Source organism: Streptomyces iakyrus, assembly GCF_000717055.1.
GTDB classification, from domain to species: domain Bacteria; phylum Actinomycetota; class Actinomycetes; order Streptomycetales; family Streptomycetaceae; genus Streptomyces; species Streptomyces iakyrus.
On the sequence record NZ_JNXI01000016.1, the window covers coordinates 417,970 to 436,856 of the forward strand.

Annotated in this window: 20 protein-coding genes; 6 read left to right on the plus strand and 14 right to left on the minus strand. The window is 72.8% G+C overall.

From position 1 onward, the window contains the following. Positions 1–65: 65 nt before the first annotated feature. The 3 genes from OO68_RS26495 (at position 66) to OO68_RS26505 (ending at position 2,444) form a co-directional block, all read left to right on the plus strand. Positions 66–734, plus strand: a complete 669-nt coding sequence (locus tag OO68_RS26495; protein ID WP_033311559.1) for an MOSC domain-containing protein — start codon at positions 66–68, stop codon at positions 732–734. Positions 735–828: 94 nt separating this feature from the next. Continuing rightward, positions 829–1,602 (plus strand): SDR family NAD(P)-dependent oxidoreductase, encoded by a 774-nt coding sequence (locus tag OO68_RS26500; RefSeq protein WP_033311560.1) that lies wholly within the window; start codon positions 829–831, stop codon positions 1,600–1,602. A 134-nt stretch (positions 1,603–1,736) separates the two neighbouring features. Beyond that, complete coding sequence (locus OO68_RS26505) at positions 1,737–2,444, plus strand: ester cyclase (protein WP_033311561.1); 708 nt, start codon at positions 1,737–1,739, stop codon at positions 2,442–2,444. Positions 2,445–2,509: 65 nt separating this feature from the next. Here the strand turns inward: OO68_RS26505 and OO68_RS46930 are convergent, their stop codons facing one another. The 5 genes from OO68_RS46930 to OO68_RS26530 form a co-directional block, all read right to left on the minus strand. Further along, positions 2,510–3,562 (minus strand): hypothetical protein, encoded by a 1,053-nt coding sequence (locus tag OO68_RS46930; RefSeq protein WP_033311563.1) that lies wholly within the window; start codon positions 3,560–3,562, stop codon positions 2,510–2,512. Between the two features lie 160 nt (positions 3,563–3,722). Beyond that, complete coding sequence (groL, locus tag OO68_RS26515; RefSeq protein ID WP_031109586.1) at positions 3,723–5,348, minus strand: chaperonin GroEL; 1,626 nt, start codon at positions 5,346–5,348, stop codon at positions 3,723–3,725. A gap of 115 nt (positions 5,349–5,463) precedes the next feature. Next, positions 5,464–5,772: a co-chaperone GroES gene (gene groES, locus OO68_RS26520; RefSeq protein WP_003974211.1), complete on the minus strand. Its 309-nt coding sequence runs from the start codon at positions 5,770–5,772 to the stop codon at positions 5,464–5,466. Between the two features lie 167 nt (positions 5,773–5,939). Then, positions 5,940–6,713, minus strand: a complete 774-nt coding sequence (locus OO68_RS26525; RefSeq protein ID WP_078625461.1) for a polysaccharide deacetylase family protein — start codon at positions 6,711–6,713, stop codon at positions 5,940–5,942. Continuing rightward, positions 6,710–7,648 carry a polysaccharide deacetylase family protein gene (locus OO68_RS26530; RefSeq protein WP_167345917.1) on the minus strand — a complete coding sequence of 313 codons (939 nt, stop codon included), beginning with the start codon at positions 7,646–7,648 and terminating at the stop codon, positions 6,710–6,712. Before OO68_RS26530 ends, OO68_RS26525 begins: the two co-directional genes overlap by 4 nt. A gap of 118 nt (positions 7,649–7,766) precedes the next feature. On the opposite strand from OO68_RS26530, the gene OO68_RS26535 reads away from it, so the two are divergent. Next, the gene (locus OO68_RS26535; RefSeq protein ID WP_033311657.1) at positions 7,767–8,930 is read left to right on the plus strand and encodes a THUMP-like domain-containing protein; all 1,164 of its coding nucleotides are present in this window, start codon (positions 7,767–7,769) and stop codon (positions 8,928–8,930) included. 3 nt (positions 8,931–8,933) lie between these two features. On the opposite strand, the gene OO68_RS26540 is transcribed toward OO68_RS26535, so the two are convergent. From OO68_RS26540 to OO68_RS26555, 4 genes are all read right to left on the minus strand, one after another. Next, positions 8,934–10,142: an RNA polymerase sigma factor gene (locus OO68_RS26540; RefSeq protein ID WP_245237151.1), complete on the minus strand. Its 1,209-nt coding sequence runs from the start codon at positions 10,140–10,142 to the stop codon at positions 8,934–8,936. A gap of 215 nt (positions 10,143–10,357) precedes the next feature. After that, positions 10,358–10,714 carry a YciI family protein gene (locus OO68_RS26545; protein WP_033311567.1) on the minus strand — a complete coding sequence of 119 codons (357 nt, stop codon included), beginning with the start codon at positions 10,712–10,714 and terminating at the stop codon, positions 10,358–10,360. 129 nt (positions 10,715–10,843) lie between these two features. Further along, positions 10,844–11,881 carry an LCP family protein gene (locus OO68_RS26550; protein WP_033311569.1) on the minus strand — a complete coding sequence of 346 codons (1,038 nt, stop codon included), beginning with the start codon at positions 11,879–11,881 and terminating at the stop codon, positions 10,844–10,846. A 180-nt stretch (positions 11,882–12,061) separates the two neighbouring features. Then, positions 12,062–13,138 carry a LacI family DNA-binding transcriptional regulator gene (locus OO68_RS26555; protein WP_033311659.1) on the minus strand — a complete coding sequence of 359 codons (1,077 nt, stop codon included), beginning with the start codon at positions 13,136–13,138 and terminating at the stop codon, positions 12,062–12,064. 137 nt (positions 13,139–13,275) lie between these two features. On the opposite strand from OO68_RS26555, the gene OO68_RS26560 reads away from it, so the two are divergent. Further along, the gene (locus OO68_RS26560; protein WP_033311571.1) at positions 13,276–15,588 is read left to right on the plus strand and encodes a beta-xylosidase/alpha-l-arabinosidase; all 2,313 of its coding nucleotides are present in this window, start codon (positions 13,276–13,278) and stop codon (positions 15,586–15,588) included. Between the two features lie 9 nt (positions 15,589–15,597). Here the strand turns inward: OO68_RS26560 and OO68_RS26565 are convergent, their stop codons facing one another. From OO68_RS26565 to tsaB, 4 genes are read right to left on the minus strand one after another with little or no spacing between them, the layout of a single operon-like run. Continuing rightward, the gene (locus tag OO68_RS26565; protein ID WP_033311573.1) at positions 15,598–15,855 is read right to left on the minus strand and encodes a hypothetical protein; all 258 of its coding nucleotides are present in this window, start codon (positions 15,853–15,855) and stop codon (positions 15,598–15,600) included. Next, positions 15,852–16,940 carry a tRNA (adenosine(37)-N6)-threonylcarbamoyltransferase complex transferase subunit TsaD gene (gene tsaD / locus OO68_RS26570; RefSeq protein WP_033311574.1) on the minus strand — a complete coding sequence of 363 codons (1,089 nt, stop codon included), beginning with the start codon at positions 16,938–16,940 and terminating at the stop codon, positions 15,852–15,854. Before tsaD ends, OO68_RS26565 begins: the two co-directional genes overlap by 4 nt. Then, positions 16,933–17,439, minus strand: coding sequence for a ribosomal protein S18-alanine N-acetyltransferase (gene rimI / locus OO68_RS26575; protein ID WP_033311576.1), 507 nt, complete (start codon positions 17,437–17,439; stop codon positions 16,933–16,935). Before rimI ends, tsaD begins: the two co-directional genes overlap by 8 nt. Beyond that, positions 17,436–18,089 carry a tRNA (adenosine(37)-N6)-threonylcarbamoyltransferase complex dimerization subunit type 1 TsaB gene (tsaB, locus tag OO68_RS26580; RefSeq protein WP_033311578.1) on the minus strand — a complete coding sequence of 218 codons (654 nt, stop codon included), beginning with the start codon at positions 18,087–18,089 and terminating at the stop codon, positions 17,436–17,438. Before tsaB ends, rimI begins: the two co-directional genes overlap by 4 nt. 113 nt (positions 18,090–18,202) lie before the next feature. On the opposite strand from tsaB, the gene OO68_RS26585 reads away from it, so the two are divergent. Beyond that, complete coding sequence (locus OO68_RS26585) at positions 18,203–18,769, plus strand: hypothetical protein (protein WP_033311580.1); 567 nt, start codon at positions 18,203–18,205, stop codon at positions 18,767–18,769. A gap of 22 nt (positions 18,770–18,791) precedes the next feature. On the opposite strand, the gene OO68_RS45650 is transcribed toward OO68_RS26585, so the two are convergent. Next, a partial coding sequence (locus OO68_RS45650; protein ID WP_033313852.1) for an integrase core domain-containing protein occupies positions 18,792–18,887 on the minus strand: 96 nt, incomplete at its 5' end.

Sequence of the window (18,887 nt, forward strand, 5' to 3'; positions counted from 1 at the left end):
CACCCTTTGATGCCGCTGCCGATAATGCGTCGACGCTTTGGGGACCGATCGCCTACCGTGCGGGCATGAGGCTTCTGTCAGTGAATCTGGGCCGCGCCGAGGCCGTGCCGTACACCGACAACTCCGAGGGTGTGACCGGGATCGACAAGCGGCCGGTCGACGGGCCGGTGCGGGTGTCGGCGCCCGGGCCCAAGGGCGTCGGCGGGAGCGGACTGGCCGGGGACGCGGTGTGCAAGCTGGAGCACCACGGCGGCGATGACCAGGCGGTGTACGCCATGGCCCGTGAGGACATGGACGAGTGGGAGCGCGAGCTGGGCCGGACGCTGGCCGACGGCGCGTTCGGCGAGAACCTCACGACCCGCGGCCTGGACGTGTCCGGTGCGCTGATCGGCGAGCGCTGGCGGGTGGGGCCCGAGGTGGTGCTGGAGGTCACCTCCGGGCGGATCCCGTGCCGGACGTTCCAGGGCCACCTGGGCGAGAAGGGCTGGGTCAAGCGGTTCACTCAGCGGGGTGCGCCGGGCGCGTACCTGCGGGTGATCGTGCCCGGGGAGATCCGCGCCGGCGATGCCGTCGAGATCGTGCACCGGCCCGCACACGACGTGACGGTGGCCCTGCAGTTCCGGGCGGTGACCACCGAGCGGACGCTGCTGCCGCGCCTGCTGGCCGCGGGCGAGGCCCTGCACCCGGAGTTGCTGAGGACGGCTCGGGAGTACGAGGAGAAATACGGGGCCTGATGGCCGCTCACCACGCCTGTCTCCACGGACCCTTCACCACGGACGGCCCCACGGGGAAGCGGATGCACTCAGTCCAGGTCACTAACCTTCTGCCATGACAACGGCTCTGATTACGGGATCGACGGCAGGCATCGGGGCCGCGTTCGCGCGGCGACTGGCTGCGGACGGGCACAACCTGGTGCTGGTGGCCCGCGACACCAAGCGGCTTCGGGAGCAGGCGACCGAGCTGCACGACCGGCACGGCATCGAGGCGGAGGTGCTGACGGCCGACCTGGCCGAGGACAAGGGGATCGAGGCGGTGGCCGGACGCCTCGGCGACCGCAAGAACCCCGTCGACCTGCTGATCAACAACGCCGGGTTCGGCAACAAGGGCCGTTATCTCGACGTCTCCATGGCCGACGAGCTGCGGATGCTGAAGGTGCACTGCGAGGCGGTGCTGCGGCTGACGTCGGCGGCGACCGAGGCCATGCGCGAACGCGGCCGCGGCGGCGTGGTCAACGTCGCCTCGGTGGCCGCCTTCGTCCCCCGCGGCACCTACGGCGCCTCCAAGGCCTGGGTCGTGCAGTTCACCCAGGGCGCGGCGCGCGACCTGGCCGGCAGCGGCGTACGGCTGATGGCGCTCTGCCCGGGCTTCGTGCGCACCGAGTTCCACGACCGGGCCGGGATGGGCACCGACAACATCCCAGGCTGGATGTGGCTCGACGCGGACAAGCTGGTGGCGGCGGCGCTGCACGATCTGGCGCGCGGCAAGACGCTGTCCATTCCGGACCCGCGCTACAAGGCGCTGATGGGGGCGGCGAAGCTGGTGCCGCGGGGGATGCTCGGGGCCGTCTCCTCCAAGACGGGCCGCAAGTACGGGCCGCAGTAGGCGCCCACGGCCGGCCACACGGCCGGTCCGGGCCGGCTCCTGTTCCCCCCACCCCGGAACCGGGAGGCACCCGGGCCGGCCTCTTGGGACAATGAAGCTGTTCAGCCGGACCCAGGGGGGCCGGAGGCGAGGCCATGACCTTCGTACAGCTCATCGAATGCAGGACCAGCCGGCTCGACGAGATGAACCGGCTGATGGACCGGTGGGTCGAGCAGACCAAGGGCAAGCGGACCGCGTCGCACAGTGTGGTGGCGAAGGACCGGGCCGACGCGTCGCACATCGTGGAGATCGTGGAGTTCCCGTCGTACGAGGACGCGATGCGGAACTCCGGGCTGCCGGAGACCGACCGGATCTTCCAGGACATGGTGGCGCTCTGCGAGGAGACGCCGACCTTCACGGACCTGGACGTGGTGCGGGACGAGCAGCTGTACGCGGCCACCGCGCGCAGGTTCTTCGAGCTCGCTCCGGGCCAGGGGGACGCGCCGCCGTTCAACGACGTGTTCATCGAGGACTACCACGACCACGATCCCGCCAATGTGCAGGACGTCATCGGGCTGGACGCGGTCCGGCGCGAGGTGGAGGTGTGGCGGGGCGGGTTCGACTTCTCGTTCACCATCGAGGACCAGATGGCGCAGGGCGACCGGGTGTGCACCCGGTGGACGTTCCACGGGCGTCACACGGGCGAGTTCCTCGGGATCCCGCCGACGGGGCAGGAGGTCACCATGACGGGGACGACCGTGCACCGCTGCACGCCGGACGGGAAGATCGCCGAGGGCTGGTGGCAGTACGACCGGCTGGGGCTGATGCAACAGCTGGGGGCGCTGGAGCCCACGGAGCTCTGACTCTGCGGTCGGCGGGCGAGGAACGAGGGGCCCCGAGGCGGCGGAGAAGACCGGCCGTCGGCCGGCTAGTCGCCGCCTCCGCCGCCTCCGTCCCCGCCGCCTCCGCCGCTTCCGTCTCCGCCGCCCCCGTCTCCACCCTCTCCGCCGTCGCTGCCCCAGCCGTCGCCGCCGCCGGGTTCGTTGTCGTCACGGCCGAAGCCGAGGTTGCTGAACCAGGGGTGGCCCCAGGTGTCGCCGTCCGTGTTCCGGCGGGAGTGCACGGCGCGGAACCTGGCCAGGCCCGTGGTGTCGCCGAGGCCGAAGGACACGGCGACCGCGTGTGCCATGACGGCGTCCAGCGGGTCGGGGCTCTCGTGGCGCACGTCGGCCAGCGGCAGCAGCACCGAGCCGGGCCGCGGGGCGGGCCGCCGCCCGGGACGGGTCAGCAGCGCGACCCCCCGGCCGTCGCGCAGCAGCCACGAGCTGTCCGCGGTCTCACGGCGCAGGGTCCACCGCCGGTCGTGCAGGCGTATCTCCACACTGCTCTTGGACTTGCGGAACTTCTTCTGCAGGATCAGCCGGGCGCCGACGTCTCCGACGGTCATGACCAGGCCACTGCCCGGAACCGTCGAGTCGCCGCGGAAGCCGTAGGGGGCCCGCAGGCGCACCGCGGGAGCGCCCGGGCCCCAGACGTCCACGCGCACCAGGCGCCGGTCCACGGCGACGGCGACCGGTCCTGCGGGCCCCGGCGCGTACCGCCGTGCGATCCACAGCGGCACGTCCTCCGCACGGGCCCGAGCGGCGAGTGCGGCCACCTGGTCCGCCCCGCCGCACCTGCGCACGGCGAGTTCGCCGAGCGCCCGGGCGAAGTCGGCGGTCCTGCGCACCTTCAGGGGCGTGGTCGTGCCGGTGACGCGGGTGACCGGGACGATGCCCGGGCCCTGCACGAGCGACGCGAGGGGGCGTTCGGCACCGCCGCCGCCGAGCCAGTGTCCGCGCAGATACGCCTCGGCCATGGCACCGAGGTTCAGCTCGTCCAGCGGTGTGGTCAGGCCGCCCCTGCGCAGCCGGTCCTCGGTGAGTTCCGCCGTGCGCGCCAGCGGATTCCTGGACCGCTCCTCGTAGAGCACCTGACTCATCGCAACCCCCTTCTGTTCCCGTACTCAGGAGGCCCAGGACGGTCACCCCGGTTCCCTGCTGAAGTGGGCGCAACGGCGAAGGCCCGGCACCCCGTTTCCGGGGTGCCGGGCCTTCACTCGGTCGCTGGCGACCTTACGTCGTCAGGCGTGAGGCGTGACCTCAGTGGGCGTGGCCGTGGCCGTGGCCCGCGGCGGCCGGCTCCTCCTCTTCCTTCTTCTCGACGACCAGGGTCTCGGTCGTGAGGAGGAGGGAGGCGATGGAGGCGGCGTTCTCCAGGGCGGAGCGGGTGACCTTCACCGGGTCGATGACGCCGGCCTTGACCAGGTCGCCGTACTCGCCGGTGGCGGCGTTGAAGCCCTGGCCCTTGTCGAGCTCGGCGACCTTGGAGGTGATGACGTAGCCCTCCAGGCCGGCGTTCTCGGCGATCCAGCGCAGCGGCTCGACGGCGGCCTTGCGGACGACCGCGACACCCGTGGCCTCGTCGCCGGTCTTGCCGAGGTTGCCCTCCAGGACCTTCACGGCGTGGACCAGGGCGGAGCCACCACCGGAGACGATGCCCTCCTCGACCGCGGCGCGGGTCGCGGAGATGGCGTCCTCCAGACGGTGCTTGCGCTCCTTGAGCTCGACCTCGGTGGCGGCACCCACGCGGATGACGCACACGCCGCCGGCCAGCTTCGCGAGGCGCTCCTGGAGCTTCTCGCGGTCCCAGTCGGAGTCGGTGGACTCGATCTCGGCCTTGATCTGGGCGACGCGGCCCTGCACGTCGTCCTTGTTGCCGGCGCCGTCGACGACCGTGGTGTCGTCCTTGGTGACGGTGACGCGGCGGGCGGAGCCGAGCACGTCCAGGCCGACCTGGTCGAGCTTGAGGCCGACCTCCTCGGAGACGACCGTGGCGCCGGTGAGGATCGCCAGGTCCTGCAGCATCGCCTTGCGGCGGTCGCCGAAACCGGGGGCCTTCACGGCGACGGCGTTGAAGGTGCCGCGGATCTTGTTCACGACGAGGGTGGAGAGCGCCTCGCCCTCGACGTCCTCGGCGATGATCAGCAGCGGCTTGGAGGCGTTGGACTGGATGACCTTCTCCAGCAGCGGCAGGAGGTCCGCGATGGCGGAGATCTTGCCCTGCGTGATGAGGATGTACGGGTCGTCCAGGACGGCTTCCATGCGCTCCTGGTCCGTCACGAAGTACGGCGACAGGTAGCCCTTGTCGAAGGCCATGCCCTCGGTGAAGTCCAGCTCCAGACCGAAGGTGTTGGACTCCTCGACGGTGATGACACCGTCCTTGCCGACCTTGTCCATCGCCTCGGCGATGAGCTCGCCGACCTGGGTGTCCTGGGCGGACAGACCGGCGACGGCGGCGATGTCGGACTTCTCGTCGATCGGACGGGCGGTCGCGAGGAGCTCCTCGGAGACCGCGGCGACGGCGGCGTCGATGCCCTTCTTCAGGGCGGCCGGGGAGGCACCGGCGGCGACGTTCTTCAGGCCCTCGCGCACGAGCGCCTGGGCGAGCACGGTCGCGGTGGTCGTACCGTCACCCGCGATGTCGTTGGTCTTGGTCGCCACCTCCTTGACCAGCTGGGCACCGAGGTTCTCGTACGGGTCCTCGACCTCGACCTCGCGGGCGATGGTCACACCGTCGTTGGTGATGGTGGGAGCGCCGAACTTCTTGTCGATGACGACGTTGCGGCCCTTGGGGCCGATCGTCACCTTGACCGTGTCGGCAAGCTTGTTGACGCCGCGCTCGAGGGCGCGACGGGCGTCCTCGTCGAACTTCAGGATCTTCGCCATGGGAGCGTGAGCCCTCTTCCGGAATCAGGGGTAACGGCACTGCGCCCCGGGCGCCCGGCTCAATAGCGATCGCGGGGGCCAGGGGCGCAGTTCAAAGCAATGTGCTTGGGGTGAATTACTTCTCGACGATCGCGAGCACGTCGCGGGCCGAGAGGACGAGGTACTCCTCGCCGTTGTACTTCACCTCGGTGCCGCCGTACTTGCTGTAGAGCACGACGTCGCCGACGGAGACGTCGAGCGGAAGACGGTTGCCGTCCTCGAAGCGGCCCGGGCCCACGGCCAGGACGACGCCCTCCTGGGGCTTCTCCTTGGCGGTGTCCGGGATGACCAGGCCAGAGGCGGTGGTCTGCTCGGCGTCGAGCGGCTGGACCACGATGCGGTCCTCGAGCGGCTTGATGGCAACCTTGGAGCTGGTGGTCGTCACGATCCGACCTCCCCCTTCGGAGATCACGGGGTTGACTGTCTGAGGTGGCGACCAGGTGGATCCGTCGTCGCGGGTGCCGGACCTGCCCGTCGCTGTGTTGGCACTCTCCAGTGGGGAGTGCCAGAGCCGAGACTATGACTGCGATTAGCACTCGGTCAAGCGGACTGCTAATTGCCCGCGGCGCGTCGGCCGGGTGTTTTCTCCGGGCGGTCCTCCGGACGGTCCTCCAGGTGGTCCTCCAGCCGTCCCACCCGCAGCCCCCGTTCCCCGATCTCCCGCAGCAGGCGCTCGGTGCGCTCCGTCAGGGTCAGGGGGCCGGTCTCGCCGGACGGCACCGAGACGATGTCCCCGGCGCGCAGGGCGGGCTCGCCCCGGGTGTAGGTCAGTTCGCCGCCGGCGCCCAGGGAGGCGCGCCACAGGACGACGGCCGTGATGCCGCAGTCGGCGGCGGCGCGCAGGGTCGTCCGGTCGTAGGTGCCGTAGGGCGGGCGGAAGAGGCGGGGGCTGATGCCGAAGCGGGAGCGGAGCTTGTGCTGCTGGCCGCAGATCTCGGCGCGCTGCCCGGCGTAGGGCAGGCCGCGCAGGGCGGGGTGGTCGAGGGTGTGGTTCTGGATGGACGCGCCGACCGCGCGCAGCCGGGCGAAGTGGCCGTAGCCGGGTCCCACGACGCTGTCCGTGAGGAACATGCTGACCGGGAGCCGTCGTTCGCGGACGAGGCCGACGAAGCGGGGGTCGCGTTCGGCGCCGTCGTCGTAGGTGAGGAAGACGACCGGATCGTGGGTGGAGACGTGGTCCACGACGGGGGGCAGGCGGCGGCTGTCGCCCGCCGCGCGGGCCGGGTCCTGGGCGCGGCCGTCGGCGGGGGCCGGCCGCTGCCCCGCGGCCCCGGCGCAGCCGGCCAGCAGGGCCGCGCACAGCACTGCGGCGGCCGGCCGCCTCACAGGTAGTCCTCCAGCCGTCCCACCGCGAACCCCTGGGCCGTGACCTTGTTCAGGAAGCGGCGGATCATGTCGGCCATCGTGCCCTCCCACTGTCCGGGGCCCCGGAAGTGCGTGAGGACGATGTCCCCCGGGCGCAGCTTGCGGTCTCCTTCGCGGTACTCCCAGTGGTCGGCGAAGACCTCCTGGTTCCACAGGGGCACGTACGCGATGCCGCAGGCCTTGGCGGCGCGCAGGGTCGCCCGGTCGTAGCTGCCGAAGGGCGGGCGGAAGAGGTCGGGACGTGTGCCGAACCGCTTCTCCAGGTAGCGCTGCATGCCGCAGATCTCGCGCTTCTGCGCCCGGTACGACAGGCCCCGCAGGTTGGGGTGGTGGAGGGTGTGGTTGTTCAGGGCCACGCCCCCGGACTGCATCTTCCGGAAGTAGCGGATGTCGTCCTTGACCAGGTAGCCGCTGAGGAAGGCGGTGTACGGGACGCCCAGGTCGCGCATCATCCGCAGGAACGCCCGGTCCTTCTCGGCGCCGTCGTCGATGGTGAGGAAGACGACCTTGTCCCGGGTGGGGACCGTGGTGAAGACGGGCGGGAGGTTCGACCTCCGGTGGCCGTTCACCTCGAAGCCCTCGCGGGTCCTGATCCTCGGCTTCTTCGCCGGGGGCGGCGGGGCTGCGAGGGGGGTCCTGCGCAGGTCCCAGCGGTGCGCGGCGGCGACCCGGGCGGCGTGCGCGGCGCGCAGCTTGCCGGCGTACGAGTCGAGTGCGCGGGCCGGGGGCGCGTCGAGGGGCTGCTGGCCGCCGGCCGGAGTGACCTGGTCGCCGCCGCCGTCCTGCGCGCAGCCGGAGGCGATGGCGGCGAGCACGAGCACGGCGAGGCCGATCCGTACGCGTACGGGCGCACGCCCCCGTGCCCGACTTTTGTCATTTTGTACGACTGCTCGCATGGTGCCGGATCCTCGCAGCCACTCCCGCGGATCCCGGTCCGACACCACGGCCGGTGCCCCGTCATCCACCGACTGGCCCACACGTCTGCGGCCCGCCGCCGTGGCCGACAATGATCCGGTGAACGACCTCGCCCCCCTCCTCACGCCCGAAGGCCGCGCCCTCCTCGACGAGGTGCGGGACACCGACCCCGCGCAGGAGCTGGCCGTCGCGACCCGGCTGCGCCGCGAGCACCCCGCCGAGCTGGTGTCGGCGGCGCTCGGGCAGGCGCGGCTGCGGCAGCGGGCGGTGGTCAAGTTCGGGGCCGAGGACGCGGGCCGGATGTTCTTCACGCCGAACGGGGTCGAGCAGTCGACCCGGGCGAGCGTGGCGGCCTACCGTGCCCGGCGGATGGCGGACCTGGGCATCACCTCGGTCGCCGACCTGTGCTGCGGCATCGGCGGCGACGCGATCGCGCTGGCCCGTGCCGGGATCCGGGTGCTGGCCGTGGACCGTGACCCGCAGACGGCCGCGGCGGCCCGGGCGAACGCCGACGCGCTGGGCTTGGCCGGCCTCGTCGAGGTCCGCGAGGCCGACGTCACGGAGGTGGACACGGCCGGTTTCGACGCCGTGTTCGTCGACCCCGCCCGGCGGGGCGGCCGCGGCCGGATCTTCGACCCCGAGGCCTACTCACCACCCCTGTCCTGGGCCGTGTCCGCCGCCCGCCGGGCCCCTCGGGCCGCCGCGCTGAAGATCGCCCCCGGGATCCCGCACGAGGCGGTCCCCGAGGACGCCGAGGCCGAGTGGATCTCCGACGGCGGGGACGTCAAGGAGGCGGTGCTGTGGTTCGGCACCGAGCCGGGGGCGGTCCGGGCGACCCTGCTGCCCGGGCCCCGCACCCTGCTCTCCCGCGGCCTGCCCGACCCGGCGGTCCGGCCGCCCGGCCGCTACCTCTACGAGCCCGACGGCGCCGTCATCCGGGCCCACCTCGTCGCCGAGGTGGCCGACCGGGTGGGCGGCGGGCTGCTCGACGCGACCATCGCGTACGTCACGGCCGACGCCCTGCACCCGACCCCGTACGCCACGGCCTACGAGATCACCGACCATCTGCCCTTCAACGTCAAGAAGCTGAAGGCGCTGCTGCGGGAGCGGCGGGTCGGCACGCTGACCGTGAAGAAGCGGGGCTCGGCGGTCGAGCCGGAGGAGCTCCGCAGGAAGGTCAAGCCGCAGGGCCCGCACGCGGCGACGGTGTTCCTGACCCGGGTCGCGGGGGCACCGGCGATGCTCATCGGGCACCCCGCCTGACCGTCACGGCTGTTCCGCGGCCCGGCGCAGCAGAAGCTCCCGCTCCCGTTCGTTCCGGGTCAGGGAGGCCGCCCGCTCGAACTCGGCCCGGGCCTCCGGCGTACGGCCGAGGCGGGCGAGCAGGTCGCCGCGGACGCTGGGCAGCAGGTGGTACTCCCGCAGCGCGGGGTCGCCGGCCAGGGCGTCGACGAGGGCGAGGGCCTCGGCCGGGCCCTCCGCCATCGAGACGGCCACCGCGCGGTTCAGTTCCACGACAGGGGACGGGGAGCGGGCGGCCAGGAGGCCGTAGAGGGTGGCGATGCGGGGCCAGTCGGTCTCCTCGTAGCTGTACGCGTGCGCATGGCAGGCGGCGATGGCCGCCTGGAGCAGGTACGGGCCCGGGGCACCGCCGGAGGCGGCCTCGGCCCGGCCCAGTGCGGCGAAACCGCGGGCGATGAGCATGCGGTTCCAGCGGGAGCGGTTCTGGTCCTTCAGCAGGACCGGCTCGCCGGAGGGGCCGGTGCGGGCCGCCGTACGGGACGCCTGGAGCTCCAGGAGCGCGGTGAGACCGTGCACTTCGGGTTCCTTCGGCATGAGGGCCGTGAGCACCCGGGCCAGGCGCAGGGCGTCCTCGCACAGGGACGGGCGGAGCCAGTCGTCGCCGGCCGTGGCGGCGTACCCCTCGTTGAAGATCAGGTAGATGACGTCGAGGACCGAGCCGAGGCGTGCCTCGCGGTCGGGGCCGTGCGGCACCTCGAAGGCGACGTTCTTCGTCGCCAGGGTGCGTTTGGCGCGGACGATGCGCTGCGCGACCGTCGGCTCCGGGACGAGGAACGCGCGGGCGATCTCGGCGGTGGTGAGGCCGCCGAGGAGGCGCAGGGTCAGGGCGGTGCGGGCCTCGGTGGACAGGACCGGGTGGCAGGCGGTGAAGACCAGGCGGAGCAGGTCGTCGTCGATGTCGTCCGGATCGGCGGGCTCCTCCGGCGGGGCCGCCGCGTCGGGCAGGGCCCGGCCGATCTCCGCCAGCTTGCGGGCGTAGTTCTCCCGGCGCCGGACCAGGTCGACGGCGCGGTGCCGGGCGGTGGCCATGAGCCAGGCCCCCGGGTTGTCGGGCACGCCGTCCCGCGGCCATTGCTCCAGCGCGGCGACCAGCGCGTCCTGCGCGAGTTCCTCCGCGATCCCGACGTCCCGGACGACTCGGGCGACCCCGGCGATGATCCGTGGCGACTCCATTCGGAAGACGGTCTCGATGGCCCCGGCTGCATGCTCGGCCTGGGCTTGCGGGGCCAGGGCGCGCCGCTGGTCCGACGGCGGTTGGGGGGCCGGGGCGCGTGGCGAGGCGGCCGGGGCGCGCCCCTGGTCCGGCGGCGGCTGCGAGGCCGGGGAGGGGTGTGAGGTCACAGTTCTCCATCAGACACCCCTCCCGCCGGCCGGCCAAGCAGGATCGGTCAGTCCTCGGCGATCTGGCGGACCTCCGCGGTGATCGTCCAGTAGTCCTCGTGCAGGGACAGGAACCGCTTGGTCCACTCGATCGCCTCGGCCTTGTCCTTGCACTGGCTGATCGAGTAGCCGCCGATGACCTCCTTGGACTCGGTGAACGGGCCGTCGGTGACGGAGAGCTGCCCGCCCTCCCAGGTCACCCGGCTGCCGTCCGAGGTCGGCGTGAGCCCGGCCGTGTCGAGCATGACCCCGGCCTTGGTGATCTCCTCCAGCAGCTTGCCCATCCGCTCCATGAGCTCGGGGCTCGGGCCCTCGGCGGGGGCGTTCTTCTCGTCGATGCGGATCAGGGTGAGAAAGCGCGGCATCGTGACTCCTCGGGGTCTTGGGGAGCGGGGCTCTTCCCCGCTCTCACCCCTGCGTCGATCGGGAGCACGACGGATCGACACGCTCGCCGGAATTTCTCGGAGAAACTTTCCGGGACGCGTTCCCGCAGGTCAGCGCAGCGACTCCCACAGCTTCCCGGCCTCCGGCTCCTCCGCCACCACCCGGTTGGGATCCGACGGCGCCCGCACCACCGGCATCATCACCGTCCGCACCCCGCTCGCCGAGAGGCCCTGCAGGCTCTGTCCCAGCCGGGTCAGTTCGGCAAGGGAGTCCAGGCCGGTGTCCGTGGTCAGGCCCGCCGTCACGGCGTCCGCGACGCGGTACAGCCTGGCCGGGTCGGTGAGCAGGTCCTGGGAGGCGATCTGCTCCAGCAGGGCCTTCACCAGCTTCTGCTGGAGGCCTATGCGGCCCAGGTCGCTGCCGTCGCCTATGCCGTGCCGGGTGCGGGCGAGACCGAGGGCCCGGGTGCCGTCCAGGTGGTGGGTGCCCGCCTTCAGCCGCAGGTGGCTGTCCTCGTCGGCGATGTCCTCGTCCGTGGTGACGGTGACCCCGCCGAGCGCGTCGACCAGCTTGGCGAAGCCGGAGAAGTCGATTTCGAGGTAGTGGTCCATGCGGACGTTCGTCATCTCCTCGACCGTCTTGACCGCGCAGACCGGACCGCCCACCTCGTACGCGCTGTTGAACATGGAGTGGTGGGCGACCGCCGTCGACCCGCCGGACGGGCGCGGGCAGGACGGGCGGGTGACCAGGGTGTCGCGCGGGATGCTCACCACCGTCGCGCTGGTCCGCCCGGCGTCGAGATGGACGACCATCGCCGTGTCCGAGCGGGCACCGGAGCTGTCGCCGCCGCCGAGCCTGCGGTTCTCCTCGCCGCTGCGCGAATCCGAACCGAGGACCAGGATGTTGAGGGCCTCGCTCGGCAGGGCCGCGGCCGAGGGCGCCGGGGTGGTCACCGGCTTCGGCGGCCGGTCGTCGCCCAGCGCGTTGTCGATGTCGACGCCGGTGATGTTGTCACTGAGATGCCAGTAGGCCCAGCCCGCCGCTCCGGCGCCCAGCACCAGCGTCCCCGCCAGGACGAGGCCGGCGATCTTCAGTGCTCTCGACCGCCGGCCCACGTCCGCGCCCTCGTCCCCGTTGAGTCCCGTCACGGGCAGGAACGTAAGTCCGAATTATTACGGGCAGGGAGTTCAGGGCGCCCTTTCTTCGGAAATTCTCAGATTTCAGGGCCCTGACCCACCCCCGGCTCCGAAAGTTTCGGTTGGGCAGCCGATTGGCTTCGGCGCAAGGTGGAGGCGTCCGGAACACCCGTCAGTACCCGTCAGTGCCCGTCAAGAGCGCACCTGCTGCTCCGCCGGCCCCGTCGTGCTGCTGCGCACCACCAGGCTCGTCGCCAGCTCCACCCGGGTCGCCGCCTCGGCCCCCTCGTCCCGCCCGAGGGCGAGGACCAGCTTGGCCGCCGCCTCGGCCATCTCGGTCAGCGGCTGCCGTACGGTCGTCAGCGGCGGCCCGACCCAGGGCGCCACCGGCAGGTCGTCGAAGCCGACCACGCTCAGGTCCTCGGGGATCCGCAGCCCCAGCTCGCGCGCGGCCTCGTAGAGCCCGAGCGCCTGGAGGTCGTTCCCGGCGAAGACGGCGGTCGGCCGGTCCGGGCGGCGCAGCAGTTCCAGGCCCCGCCGGTAGCCGGTCTCGTGGTGGAAGTCGCCGGTCGCGATCAGGGCGGGGTCCACCGGCAGCCCGGCCGTCTCCAGCGCGGCCCGGTAGCCGTCGATCCGGGCCCGGCTGCACATCATCTGCGAGGGCCCGCTGATCGCGCCGATCCTGCGGTGGCCCAGCTCGACCAGATGCCGGGTGGCGGCCAGACCGCCCTGCCAGTTGGTCGCGCCGATCGACGGCACGTCGGCGCCGGGGTCCCCGGCCGGGTCCATCACCACGAACGGGATGGAGCGGCTGGTGAGCAGCGCCCGCTGCGACTCGTCGAGCCCGGACAGGACCAGGATCACGCCGTGCGGCCGGCGCGCGGCGACCTGGTCGGCCCAGGTCCGCCCGGGGGTGAGCCGCCCCGCGCTCTCGGACAGCACGACACTGAGCCCGGCGTCCCGGGCCACGTTCTCCACGCCCCGGATGACCTCCATCGCCCAGGCGCTCTCCAGCTCGTGGAAGACCAGGTCGAGCAGGGGCGACCGGGTCGCCTCGGCACGGCGGCGCCGGTAGCCGTGGGCGCGCAGCAGGTCCTCGACGCGGGACCGGGTGGCCGGGGCGACGTCGGCCCGGCCGTTGAGGACCTTCGAAACAGTCGGGGCCGAGACGCCCGCCTCACGGGCGATCTCGGCGAGCGTCGCCGTCTGCGCGCTGCGCCCCTGCGTCCGGCTCTGCGTCCGGCTTTCAACCGGCTCCGGGGATGTCATGGCGGCGATCGTAACCCTGTCGGCCCCCTTGACGAAGTCCTCGCACCGCCATAGGTTCCCGGAACATTCGAAGTTCATAACGAAACATTCGTAGGAACGTTCGTGAGAGGGCCGTCCGTCCACCCGACAGGAGCTTCATGACCACCGCGCCCTGGCGTGATCCCGCGCTGCCCGCCGCCGCCCGCGTCGACGACCTGCTCTCCCGGATGACCCTGGAGGAGAAGACCGCCCAGCTGTACGGCGTGTGGGTGGGCGCCGCGACGGACGGCGACGGAGTCGCTCCGCACCAGCACGACATGACCGTCGCGTACGACTGGGAGGAGCTGATCGGCCACGGTCTGGGCCAGCTGACGCGCTCCTTCGGCACCGCCCCCGTCGACCCGGCACTCGGCGCGCAGGCCCTGGCGCGCGCCCAGCGCCGGATCGCCGGGGCGGGCCGTTTCGGCATCCCGGCGATCGCGCACGAGGAGTGCCTGGCCGGATTCACCGCCTGGCGGGCCACGGCCTATCCGGTCCCGCTGGCGTGGGGCGCGACCTGGGATCCGCCGCTGGTCGAGGAGATGGCCCGCCGCATCGGCGACGACCTGCGCTCGGTCGGCGTGCACCAGGGGCTCGCGCCCGTGCTGGACGTCGTGCGCGATCCGCGCTGGGGCCGCGTGGAGGAGACGATCGGCGAGGACCCGTACCTGGTCGGCACGGTCGGAACCGCGTACGTGCGGGGCCTGGAGTCGGCCGGGGTCGTCGCGACGCTCAAGCACTTCGCCGGGTACGCCTCCTCGGCCGGCGCCCGCAACCTCGCCCCGGTGCGGGCCGGGGTGCGCGAGTTCGCCGACGTCACCCTGCCGCCCTTCGAGATGGCCCTGCGCGAGGGCGGGGCCCGCTCGGTGATGGCCGCCTACACCGAGACGGACGGCGTCCCGGCCTCCGCGGACCCGGGGCTGCTGACGCATCTCCTGCGCGAGGAGTGGGGCTTCACCGGCACGGTCGTAGCCGACTACTTCGGTATCGCGTTCCTCCAGACCCTCCACCGCGTCGCCGGCACCCCGGCCGGGGCGGCCCACGCGGCCCTCACCGCCGGCATCGACGTCGAACTGCCCACCGTCAAGTGCTACGGCCGCCCGCTGCTGGAGGCGGTCCGCTCGGGCGCGGTCCCCGAAGAGCTCGTGGACCGGGCGGCTCGTCGCGTCCTGCTCCAGAAGTGCGAACTGGGCCTGCTGGACGAGGACTGGACCCCCGAGCCGGGCACGGCGGCCGACCTCGACTCGACCGGCAACCGCATCCTGGCCCGCCGCCTGGCCGAGGAGTCGGTGGTGCTGCTGGACAACCCCGACGGCCTGCTGCCGCTGGCCCCCGACACCCGGATCGCGGTGGTCGGTCCCCGGGCCGCCGACGCCCTGGCCATGCTGGGCTGCTACTCCTTCCCGTCCCACGTCCTCACCCACCACCCCGAGGTGCCGGCCGGTATCGAGATCCCGACCGTCCTGGACGCCCTGCGCACCGAACTCCCCGACGCCAAGGTGACGTTCGCGCAGGGCTGTGACGTGACGGACCCGGACACCGGGGGCTTCGAGGAGGCCATCGCCCGCACCGCCGAGGCGGACGTGTGCGTGGCGGTCCTCGGCGACCGGGCGGGCCTGTTCGGCCGCGGCACCTCGGGCGAGGGCTGCGACGCGACGGACCTCGGCCTGCCGGGCGTCCAGGGCGACCTGCTGGACGCGCTGGTCGCCACCGGCGTCCCCGTGGTGCTGGTGCTGCTGACCGGCCGCCCCTACGCCCTGGGCCGCTGGCACGGCCGGCTCGGCGCGGTCGTCCAGGCGTTCTTCCCGGGCGAGGAGGGAGGCCCGGCGGTCGCGGGCGTCCTCGCGGGCCGCGTGAACCCCTCGGGACGCCTGCCCGTCAGCGTCCCGCAGGTCCCCGGCGGGCAGCCCTGGACCTACCTCCAGCCGCCCCTGGGCCTGGCGGGCGAGGTCAGCAACCTCGACCCGACCCCGCTGTACGCCTTCGGCCACGGCCGCTCGTACACGGCGTTCGCCTGGGAGGACTCCTCGGCGACCGAGCCGGCCGAGCTCGGTACCGACGGCTCCCACGACGTGTCGGTGACCGTCCGGAACACGGGCGAGCGGGCGGGCGCGGAGGTCGTGCAGCTGTACCTGCACGACCCGGTGGCCTCGGTGACCCGCCCCGACGTACGGCTGATCGGCTACCAGCGGCTGGAACTGGCCCCGGGCGAGGCGGCCCGGGTCACGTTCCGCTTCCACGCGGACCTGTCGTCCTTCACCGACCGCTCGGGCCGCAGGGTGGTCGAACCCGGCGCCCTGGAACTGCGGTTGGCGGCGTCCAGCACGGACGTACGCCACACGGCGCACCTCATGCTCACGGGCCCGGTCCGCGAGCTCGGGGCGGACCGGCGGCTGCGCTGCGAGACGGAGGTGTCCCCGGCCCTCGGGTGACCGGGCCTGTCAGTCGACCGCCACCGACTCGAAGCGCCAGCGATGCACCGCCCGGGTGATCAGCTCCCCGTCGGGCTCGGGCAGTTCGGGCAGGTCGGCGTCGAGGGGGGCGTCCCACCAGGTGAGGACGAGGACCCGGTCCTGGGGAGCGCGCAGGGTCTCCCTGCGCAGCGGCGCCCGGGGCAGCTGCTGGGCGCGGGCCCAGGCGAGCAGGTCCTCGCCGCGCCCGGGCACGGCCCGGGCCTCCCACATCAGCGCGACCGTCACGAGTAGAGGTTCTCCTTGCTGACCTCGTGCACATGGTCGTGGTCGCCCGGGACGTGAGGCTCCGTCACCGGCAGCGAGGAGTCGGCCGACAGGTCCCAGCTCGACGCCGCCCGGTTCCGGGCGACCATCTCGGCGCCCAGGGCGGCGACCATCGCGCCGTTGTCCGTGCACAGCTTGGGACGGGGCACGCGCAGCCGGATGCCGGCGGCCTCGCAGCGCTCCTGGGCGAGGACGCGCAGCCGGGAGTTGGCCGCCACGCCGCCGCCGATCATCAGGTGGTCGACGCCCTCGTCCTTGCAGGCCCGGACGGCCTTGCGGGTCAGCACGTCCACGACCGCCTCCTGGAAGGAGGCCGCCACGTCCCGCACCGGCACCTCCTCCCCCGCCGCCCGCTTGGCCTCGATCCAGCGCGCCACGGCGGTCTTCAGCCCCGAGAAGGAGAAGTCGTAGACCGGGTCGCGCGGGCCGGTCAGGCCCCGGGGGAAGGCGATCGCGGTCGGGTCGCCCTCCTTCGCGTACCGGTCGATGACAGGGCCTCCGGGGAAGCCGAGGTTCAGCACGCGGGCGATCTTGTCGAAGGCCTCACCGGCCGCGTCGTCGATGGTGGCGCCCATCGGCCGCACGTCGGAGGTGATGTCCGAGGACAGCAGCAGCGAGGAGTGCCCGCCGGAGACCAGCAGGGCCATCGTCGGCTCGGGCAGCGCGCCGTGCTCCAGCTGGTCCACGCAGATGTGCGAGGCGAGGTGGTTGACGCCGTAGAGGGGCTTGCCGAGGGCGTAGGCGTAGGCCTTGGCCGCGGAGACGCCGACCAGCAGGGCGCCCGCGAGGCCGGGGCCGGCGGTGACGGCGATGCCGTCGAGATCGCGGGCGGTGACGCCCGCCTCCTTCAGCGCGCGGTCGATGGTGGGGACCATCGCCTCCAGGTGGGCGCGGCTCGCGACCTCCGGGACGACGCCGCCGAAGCGGGCGTGCTCGTCGACGCTGGAGGCGACGGCGTCGGCCAGCAGGGTGGTGCCCCGGACGATGCCGACGCCGGTCTCGTCGCAGGACGTCTCGATTCCCAGTACGAGGGGTTCGTCAGCCATTGATCTCGGTTCCTTGTACGGAGTTCTCGGGGGCGGTCAGGCGCATCACCAGGGCGTCCACGTTCCCGGGCTGGTAGTAGCCGCGCCGGAAACCGATGGGCTCGAAGCCGAAGCGCTCGTAGAGCTTCTGTGCGCGGACGTTGTCGACCCGGCACTCCAGCATCACCTCGGCGCACTCGAAGGTGGTGGCCGCCCGCAGCAGTTCGGCCAGCAGCCGTCCGCCGAGGCCGGTCCCCCACAGGTCGCGGGAGACGGCGATGGTCTGGACGTCGGCCTGCTCTCCGGTGGCGACCAGACCGGCGTACCCGACGATCCCGGAGCCGGACTCGGCGACCACGTACCGCCGGTTGGCCTCGGGGCCCCGCGCATGGGCCAGCTCGGACCAGAACATGCCCCGGGACCAGGCGTCCTCGGGGAACAGGTCCCGCTCCAGCTCCAGCACGGCGTCGATGTCCCACCAGCGCATCTCGCGCAGCGCGCACGTCACGGGTTCGGTCACTTGGGGGTGACCACCTTGTAGTTCTTGGGGACCTGGGCGTCGGGGCGGCGCAGGTACAGCGGCCGGGGCGCCGGAAGTTCCTCTCCGGCGGCCAGCTTCTCAGCCGCCAGCCGGGCGAGGGCGGCGGCGGAGACGTGCTCCGGCTCGTGCGCCTTGGGGAAGGTGTCCGGGTACAGCAGCGCGCCGGCGCCGACCGCGGGCAGTCCCCCGACCTGTTCGGCGATGTCGGCGGGCCGGTCCACGGCCGGGTCGGTGACCCGGGTACGGGAGTCGGCGTAGCGGGCCCAGTACACCTCCTTGCGGCGGGCGTCGGTCGCCACGACGAACGGGCCCTCCAGGTCGGCGGCGTAGGCGAGGCCGTCCAGCGTGCACACGCCGTGCACGGGGACACCGAGCGCGAGGCCGAAGGTGTCCGCGGTCATCAGGCCGACGCGCAGCCCGGTGTACGGTCCCGGACCGGTCCCGGCGACGATTCCGGTGACGGCGTCGAGCCGCAGACCGGCCTCGGCGAGCACCCGGTCGATCGCCGGCAGCAGCAGTTCCCCGTGGCGCCGCGCGTCCACCTGACTCGACGAGGCGATGACATCGCGTCCGTCGTGCAGCGCGACGGTGACGGCGGGCGTGGCGGTATCCAGAGCGAGCAAGAGCACGCAAACAGCCTACGGCTCCCCGGGGCCCGGCACGGCCGCGCCTGTCGGGTCGTCACGTGCTGCTACCGTCACCTACCGTCACGACAGGGATGCACGACGTGAGGTGAACGCGGGTGTCAGCTAGCAGCTCGGGAATCGTGGCCGGGCTCACCGCCGCGGCCCTCGCGACGGTCGGCTACCTCGCGCACGACGCCGCCGAGGCACTGCCGCCCGGAATGGGGAGGTCGGCGCAGGCAGGCGCCGCACCGGCGGCCGGTACGACGAAGGCGCCCCGGGTCCGGAAGGACCCCACCGCACTGCCCCCCGGATCCGGCAAGGGCGCCCGGGTCGTCTACTCGCTCGGCGGCGACCGGGTGTGGCTGGTCGCCGGGGACGAGGCGATCAGCCGCACGTTCGAGGTCGAGCCGAGTACGGTGGACCCGGCCCCGGGCACCTACTCGGTGACGTCCCGCTCGAACGCGGTCACCGGCTCCGACGGCGTCCCGGTCGAGCACGTGGTGCGCTTCGCCCGCGTTGACGGCGTGGTCATCGGCTTCAGCGCGGCCGTGAACGAGTCGGCCGCCCCGGCCCCGGCCCCCGACCCGAAGGTCCGCACGGGCGGCATCCGGGAGTCCCGCGCGGACGGCGACGCGATGTGGACGTTCGCGACGATCGGCCGCAGGGTCGTGGTCGTCCGCTAGGGCCTGTCGTCCGGGTCAGGCCCTAGGTGTGCTGTTCGGGCAGGTTGGTGACGCGGCTGGCTGGCGTTTGGCCGCCGATTCCGGTGTGGGGTCGGTGGTAGTTGTACCAGTCCAGCCA

What these genes read in the sequence shown, in the direction of transcription:
- OO68_RS26495 (WP_033311559.1), top strand. Translation starts at nt 66, where the DNA reads ATGAGGCTTCTGTCAGTGAATCTGGGCCGCGCCGAGGCCGTGCCGTAC.
- OO68_RS26500 (WP_033311560.1), top strand. Translation starts at nt 829, where the DNA reads ATGACAACGGCTCTGATTACGGGATCGACGGCAGGCATCGGGGCCGCG.
- OO68_RS26505 (WP_033311561.1), top strand. Translation starts at nt 1,737, where the DNA reads ATGACCTTCGTACAGCTCATCGAATGCAGGACCAGCCGGCTCGACGAG.
- OO68_RS46930 (WP_033311563.1), bottom strand. Translation starts at nt 3,562, where the DNA reads ATGAGTCAGGTGCTCTACGAGGAGCGGTCCAGGAATCCGCTGGCGCGC.
- groL (WP_031109586.1), bottom strand. Translation starts at nt 5,348, where the DNA reads ATGGCGAAGATCCTGAAGTTCGACGAGGACGCCCGTCGCGCCCTCGAG.
- OO68_RS26530 (WP_167345917.1), bottom strand. Translation starts at nt 7,648, where the DNA reads ATGCGAGCAGTCGTACAAAATGACAAAAGTCGGGCACGGGGGCGTGCG.
- OO68_RS26540 (WP_245237151.1), bottom strand. Translation starts at nt 10,142, where the DNA reads ATGGAGTCGCCACGGATCATCGCCGGGGTCGCCCGAGTCGTCCGGGAC.
- OO68_RS26545 (WP_033311567.1), bottom strand. Translation starts at nt 10,714, where the DNA reads ATGCCGCGCTTTCTCACCCTGATCCGCATCGACGAGAAGAACGCCCCC.
- OO68_RS26555 (WP_033311659.1), bottom strand. Translation starts at nt 13,138, where the DNA reads ATGACATCCCCGGAGCCGGTTGAAAGCCGGACGCAGAGCCGGACGCAG.
- OO68_RS26560 (WP_033311571.1), top strand. Translation starts at nt 13,276, where the DNA reads ATGACCACCGCGCCCTGGCGTGATCCCGCGCTGCCCGCCGCCGCCCGC.
- tsaD (WP_033311574.1), bottom strand. Translation starts at nt 16,940, where the DNA reads ATGGCTGACGAACCCCTCGTACTGGGAATCGAGACGTCCTGCGACGAG.